The organism is Hyphomicrobium sp. (assembly GCF_020852195.1).
GTDB lineage: Bacteria > Pseudomonadota > Alphaproteobacteria > Rhizobiales > Hyphomicrobiaceae > Hyphomicrobium_C.
In genome coordinates this window covers 21,844-27,980 of record NZ_JADZBI010000201.1, presented here as the reverse complement: position 1 = coordinate 27,980, position 6,137 = coordinate 21,844, and the positions used below count along the sequence as shown (strand labels likewise).

General features: G+C 65.2%; 4 protein-coding genes. 2 read left to right on the top strand and 2 right to left on the bottom strand.

The genetic code is table 11. The features are described from left to right. Together IT540_RS17170 and IT540_RS17165 are read right to left on the bottom strand one after the other, a co-directional pair. Positions 1-822: molybdopterin-dependent oxidoreductase (locus IT540_RS17170; RefSeq protein ID WP_291180729.1), on the bottom strand; the 822-nt coding region annotated here is incomplete at its 3' end. A 13-nt stretch (positions 823-835) separates the two neighbouring features. Beyond that, complete coding sequence (locus IT540_RS17165) at positions 836-3,580, bottom strand: MFS transporter (RefSeq protein WP_291180728.1); 2,745 nt, start codon at positions 3,578-3,580, stop codon at positions 836-838. Positions 3,581-3,995: 415 nt separating this feature from the next. On the opposite strand from IT540_RS17165, the gene IT540_RS17160 reads away from it, so the two are divergent. Then, the gene (locus tag IT540_RS17160) at positions 3,996-4,694 is read left to right on the top strand and encodes a Crp/Fnr family transcriptional regulator (RefSeq protein WP_291180727.1); all 699 of its coding nucleotides are present in this window, start codon (positions 3,996-3,998) and stop codon (positions 4,692-4,694) included. Between the two features lie 156 nt (positions 4,695-4,850). Beyond that, positions 4,851-6,095, top strand: a complete 1,245-nt coding sequence (locus IT540_RS17155) for an NnrS family protein (RefSeq protein ID WP_291180726.1) — start codon at positions 4,851-4,853, stop codon at positions 6,093-6,095. Positions 6,096-6,137 lie beyond the last annotated feature (42 nt).

Genomic DNA, 6,137 nt, shown 5'->3' with positions numbered 1-6,137 from the left:
GCCGCGGTAGCGCGCCTCGGTGTAGAAATGGGCGTCGGGCGTGCGCGTCTGCGGCACGTTGGACCCCCAGAGGATCAGGAAGCCGGACTTGTACCAGTCGGCCGATTCGGGCACGTCGGTCTGCTCGCCCCAGGTCTGCGGCGAGGCCGGCGGCAGGTCGCAGTACCAGTCGTAGAACGACAGGCAGACGCCGCCGAGCAGCGACAGGTAGCGCGCGCCCGCGGCGTAGGAGACCATCGACATGGCCGGGATGGGCGAGAAGCCGGCGACGCGATCCGGACCGTAGGTCTTCGTCGTGTGGGCGTTGGCCGCGCCGATGATCTCGTTGACCTCGTTCCAGGTGGCGCGCACGAAGCCGCCGTGGCCGCGCTTCTTCGTGTAAGCCGCGCGCTTGGCCGGATCCTCGACGATCGATGCCCAAGCGGCGACCGGCGTGTGCGCGGCGCGCGCCTCGCGCCACAGCTTCAGGAGCCGCGAGCGCACGAGCGGGTATTTCACGCGGTTGCCGGAGTAGAGATACCAGGAGTAGCTGGCGCCGCGAGCGCAGCCCCGCGGCTCGTGGTTCGGCAGATCGGGACGCGTGCGCGGGTAGTCGGTCTGCTGCGTCTCCCAAGTGACGATCCCGCCCTTGACGTAGATCTTCCAGGAGCAGGAGCCCGTGCAGTTGGCGCCGTGCGTCGAGCGCACGATCTTGTCGTGCTGCCAGCGCTTGCGATAGCCGTCCTCCCAGCGGCGGTCCTCGCGCGTGACCACGCCGTGGCCGTCGGAGAATTCGTCGACGACACGATTGAAGAACGTCAGGCGGTCGAGAAAGTGGCTCATGGCTGTCTCTCGGTTATTCGGCTGGCTGCGTGGACGGTGTCAGAGGCGACGGGCGCCGGCCGCGCTCGATGTCGTAGAGCAGGCCACCGCGGCGCGCGTAGATCCACCAGGTGACGGCGATGCAGGTGACGTAGAAGACGAGGAAGCCCCACAGCGCCGCCTCGGGACCGCCCGTGAGCGCGATCGACGTGCCGTAGCCCTTGGGGATGAAGAAGGCGCCGTAGGCGGCGATGGCGGAGCTGAAGCCGATGATGGCCGCGCTCTCCTTCTCGGCGTTGCGCAGCCGCGTCGCGTCGTCGGCCTCGGGCATCAGGCGGACCATCTCCTTGCGCATGATGGCCGGGATCATCTGGAACGTGGAGGCGTTGCCGACGCCGCTGACCAGGAACAGGAGCATGAACATGGCGAAGAAGCCCGCGAAGCTGCCGATGCTCAGGAAGTAGAGCACGCCGGCGACGCCGATCGTCATGCCGACGAACACCCACAAGGTCACGCGCGCGCCGCCCCACCTGTCGGCGATCCAGCCTGTCGCCGAGCGCGAGATGGCGCCGACGAGCGGCCCGAGGAAGGCGTAGGCCAGCGCGTTGACCTCGGGGAACTGGATCTTGGCGAGCAGCGGGAAGCCGGCCGAATAGCCGATGAACGAGCCGAAGGTGCCCGTGTAGAGCCAGCACATGATCCAGTTGTGCTTGCGCTGGAAGATGACGGACTGCTCGGCGAAGGAGGCGCGGGCCGAGGCGATGTCGTTCATGCCGAACCAGGCGGCGAACGCGGAGGCGACGATGAACGGCACCCAGACGTAGCCAGCGTTCTGCAGCCACATGGGGAACGTGCGGTCGCCCTCGGTCACCATGACGGGATCGCCGCCGAGCCAGCCGAAGACGCCGGCCGTGATCACCAGCGGCACCAGGAACTGGGCGACACTGACGCCGAGATTGCCGAGGCCCGCATTCAGGGCCAGCGCGTTGCCCTTCTCGCTCTTCGGGAAGAAGAACGAGATGTTCGACATCGAGGAGGCGAAGTTGCCGCCGCCGAAGCCGCAGAGCAGCGCCAGGGCGAGGAAGATCCAGTACGGCGTGTCGGGATTCTGGACCGCCATGCCGATGCCGAGCGCCGGAATGATCAGCGACCAGGTGGCCAGCGTGGTCCACAGGCGGCCGCCGAAGATGGGCACCATGAAGGAATAGAAGATGCGCAGGGTGGCGCCGGAGAGACCGGGCAGCGCCGCCAGCCAGAAAAGCTGGTCGGTCGTGTACTGGAACCCGACCGACGGAAGCTTGGCGACCACGACGGACCACACCATCCAAACCGCGAACGAGAGCAGCAGCGACGGGATCGAAAGCCAGAGATTGCGCCGGGCGACGGCGCGGCCGGTCTTCTCCCAGAACAGCGGATCCTCAGGCCGCCAGTCCTCGATGACGGCCGGCCCCATGGCGCCGACGTGATGCGGTCTGTGGATCGGCAGCATCTCGGGGAGTTGCGGCAGTTGCGCGAGATCCGGCTCGGCCGCCGCACGCTCCATGCGCCGGATCGACACGTGCATCCAGATCAGCGAGACGGTCGCGATCAGGAACAACAGCACGAAGCAGCTGGTCCAGATACCGGTCAGATCGTTGAGCAGGCCGAATACGAGCGGCAGCACGAAGCCGCCGAGACCGCCGATCATACCGACGAGCCCGCCGACGGCACCAACGCTGTCGGGGTAGTAGACCGGGACGTGCCGGTATACGGCCGCCTTGCCGAGGCTCATGAAGAAGCCGAGCACGAAGACGATCACGGTGAAGGCGACGAGGCCGATCTCGAGCTGGAACGTGACCGGCCCTCTGATACCGCGAACCACGTACTCGGTCGGCGGATAGGAGAGGATGAAAGTGCAGGCGATCGAGACCAGGAACGTCCAGTAGAGGACGCGGCGCGCACCGTACTTGTCCGAGAGGTGGCCGCCGTAGATGCGGAAGATGCTGGCCGGGATGGAGTAGGCGGCCGCGATCATTCCCGCGGTGGTGATATCAAGCCCGTAGACGCCGATCAGGTAGCGCGGGAGCCACAGAGCGAGTGCGACGAAGGCGCCGAAGACGAAGAAATAGTAGAGCCCGAAACGCCAGACCTGGATGTTCTTCAAGGGCGCAAGCTCGAGCCAGACGCTCTTCGGTTTCTCGCCCTTGAGCTTGCGCGCGCGCAGCACCGGATCGTCGTTGGTCGCAAACCAGAACACGACGGCCATGATCGCGATAGCCACCGCCCACACCTGGGCAACGGCCTGCCATCCGTAGGCGACGAGCACGAACGGGGCCAGGAACTTGGTGACAGCCGCGCCGACGTTGCCCGAGCCGAAGATGCCGAGCGCCGTGCCCTGCTTGCCGGTCGGATACCAGCGAGAGACGTAGGCGACGCCGACGGAGAACGCGCCACCCGCAATGCCGACGCCAAGCGCAGCGACAAGCATTTGAGGATAGGTCTTGGCGTAGATGAGCAGCCACGTCGCCGCGGCCGCGGCAAGCATCACCAGCGTGTAAATGCGCCGGCCACCGTACTGATCGGTCCAAATGCCTAGGATAATGCGGATCAGCGATCCGGTGAGGATCGGGGTACCGACGAGGAGGCCAAACTGGGTTTCAGAAAGGCCAAGCTCCTCCTTTATCTGGACGCCAATTATCGAGAATATGGTCCAGACCGCGAAGCAGACCGTGAATGCCAGCGTCGAAAGGCCCAGGGCGCGATATTGTTCGTTCGTCCCAACTATTGGTACAGCCGTCATAATACCAGCGCTCCGCTCAGTATTCGGCAGACATCAAGAGATGGGATCTATCGCGGGATAGGCGCTATCACACATTGATTTCAGTTAATCCGATTGAACATACCGAGCTGCGCTGAGCATTTTCGAACGCTTAGCTGAACGGACGCAGGGCCCCGCCTTGGCCTATCATTTTATTCGCATACGGACTCCGTGGCCTCCGGCGTCACGTCGCGCAAGGCCGGCCCCAGCCACGCCTTGCCGGAGTCTGAGCATGCGATTCTATTCGGCAAATCCGCGAGCGAGGGCCAGCACGACGCCTCGCGCGGCCCGGCATTTTCTTTCCGCAAGGCTGGTTTCGCGCTAAGAAGAGAGGATAATCTGCCGCCCGGCCCAACAGGTGCGGGCCTTCGGCTCACTCCGCGGCAAGGGCGCGCAGATGGATACCTCAGATTGGCAGATCGTCCGCTCGACACCTCTCTTCGGGACCGTGTCGCAAGAGGTCGCGCAATCGTTGATCGGCAGCCAGCCCGTCAGCGTCCATCGGAAAGGCGAGACGCTATTCCAACAGGGCGAGGCGGCCAATGCGTTCTTTGTCGTGCTGGGCGGCTGGGTGAAGCTCTACCGTGTGACGCCGGACGGGAACGAGGCCGTGGTGGGCGTCTTCCGGCGGGGGGAGACGTTCGCAGAAGCTGCCATGTTCCTCGGCGGCCGCTATCCGGTCTCCGCCGAGGTCGTGACCGATACGCGACTTCTCCGCGTAGACGGCCAGTTGCTGCGCTGCCGCATCAAAGAGCAGCCCGAGCTCGCGCTGGCGATGCTGGCGTCGGCGTCCTATCACCTCAAATCTCTGGTCGAGCAGATCGAGCAGATCAAACTGCTCTCGGCACCCCAGCGCCTCGCTGATTTTCTCCTGCGCCTTTCCTCGGTGCGCGAAGGTAGCACGACCATCGAGCTTCCTTACGAAAAGGCGCTCATCGCCAACAAGCTCGGCATGAAGCCCGAGAGCCTGTCGCGCGCACTCGCGAAGCTGCGACCGCTGGGGGTAAGCGTCGACCGCGAGCACGTGTCGATTGTCGACGTGGCGCTATTGGCGCGATTTGTCGAATCGAGCGACCTCGGAGAGGAAGGATTCTAAGCTGGGCAGCAGCGCGATCGCCCCACCGCGCACGGGGGTTGACCGCGGTTAAGCGGCTTCCTGCGACAAAAAAGTATCGTCGGCCGCATTCAGGAATGCAGGGAAGCTCGGGGTGTCTGGCCGCGCGTTGGCTAGCCCGGCTCAGCAGTGATGGCCTTGTCCCATACATCCCATTCCGCGAGGCTGCCGCCGGCGAGCCCGAGCTTTGACGCCACCTTCTCCTACGGGTTTCGCCCCTTCTTCCTTGGCTCGGCCGTCTATGGCGTGTTGGCGATGGCCGTATGGCTCGCCTGGATTGCCTCGGCCACCATAGGCTGGCCCCAGAACTGGCTGCCGGTCGCGGGATCCGTCTACGCCTGGCACGCGCACGAGATGGTATTCGGGTTCGCCGCAGCGGCCATCGGCGGCTTTCTCCTGACGGCGGTGCCGAACTGGACCGGCGCTTTGCCGCTCTCAGGCCCCCCGCTCATTTTCCTGTTCGCCGTTTGGCTTGCCGGGCGCGTGGCGATGGGCCTCTCCGCCATCTTGCCCTATCCGTTCGCGTCAGGCCTGGACCTTGCGTTCCTGCCCGTCCTCGGCGGCTTCGCCGCGCGTCAGCTCTTCACACGGCCGGCACCGCGCAACCTCATCTTCCTTGTTCTCGTTGTCGCGCTCACGCTCTCGAATATCCTCTACCATCTTGCCAACGTCGGCATGCTCGCTGTCGAGCCGATAGCCCCGGTCCGCACGGCGTTGCTGATCGTAATCGTCATGATCGCCATCATTGGCGGCCGGATCATCCCGGCGTTCACACATAACTGGTTGCACGGACGGCGTTCGTCCGCACGCATGCCGCAGCGCCTTCCCTGGCTCGACAGAGCGGCGCTCGCCTCACTTGCGGTGTTCGTCCTTCTGGACGCCAGCGGTGCCATACACGTGCTTCTCGGCACGGCGGCACTGGCTGCAGCCCTTGCGAACGGTGCGCGCCTCGCGCTCTGGAGCGGGGCGGGCACGCGCCAAGAGCCGATCGTCTGGGTGCTGCATCTGGGATACCTCTGGATCGTGATCGGGCTTGTGCTCAGCGCACTCGGCGCCTTCACCGGGCTCATCCCGGGTGCGATCGCGTCGCACGCATTCGGCACGGGCGCTGTCGGAACGATGGTGATTGCCGTCATGAGCCGGGCCTCGCTTGGCCATACGGGGCGCCGCCTCATTGCGCCACCCAGTATCGTCTGGGCCTATCATCTCGTCACGCTCGCAGCGCTGCTGCGCGTCGCGGGGCCATTCCTCGCGCCTCAATACTATGGGGCGGTTCTCGTCACGTCAGGGCTGGCCTGGATCGGTGCGTTCCTCCTCTTCGTCCTCGTCTACGCCCCGATCCTGACCACCCCCCGGGTGCACACGAAACTCGTCCACCCTTAGCATCTCCTGCGAATTTGCCGCATCGGACCGGCCGCGCTCTTT

Bases quoted from the DNA above. Each gene is read 5' to 3' on its own strand.
- IT540_RS17165 (WP_291180728.1), bottom strand. From the start codon at position 3,580: ATGACGGCTGTACCAATAGTTGGGACGAACGAACAATATCGCGCCCTG.
- IT540_RS17160 (WP_291180727.1), top strand. From the start codon at position 3,996: ATGGATACCTCAGATTGGCAGATCGTCCGCTCGACACCTCTCTTCGGG.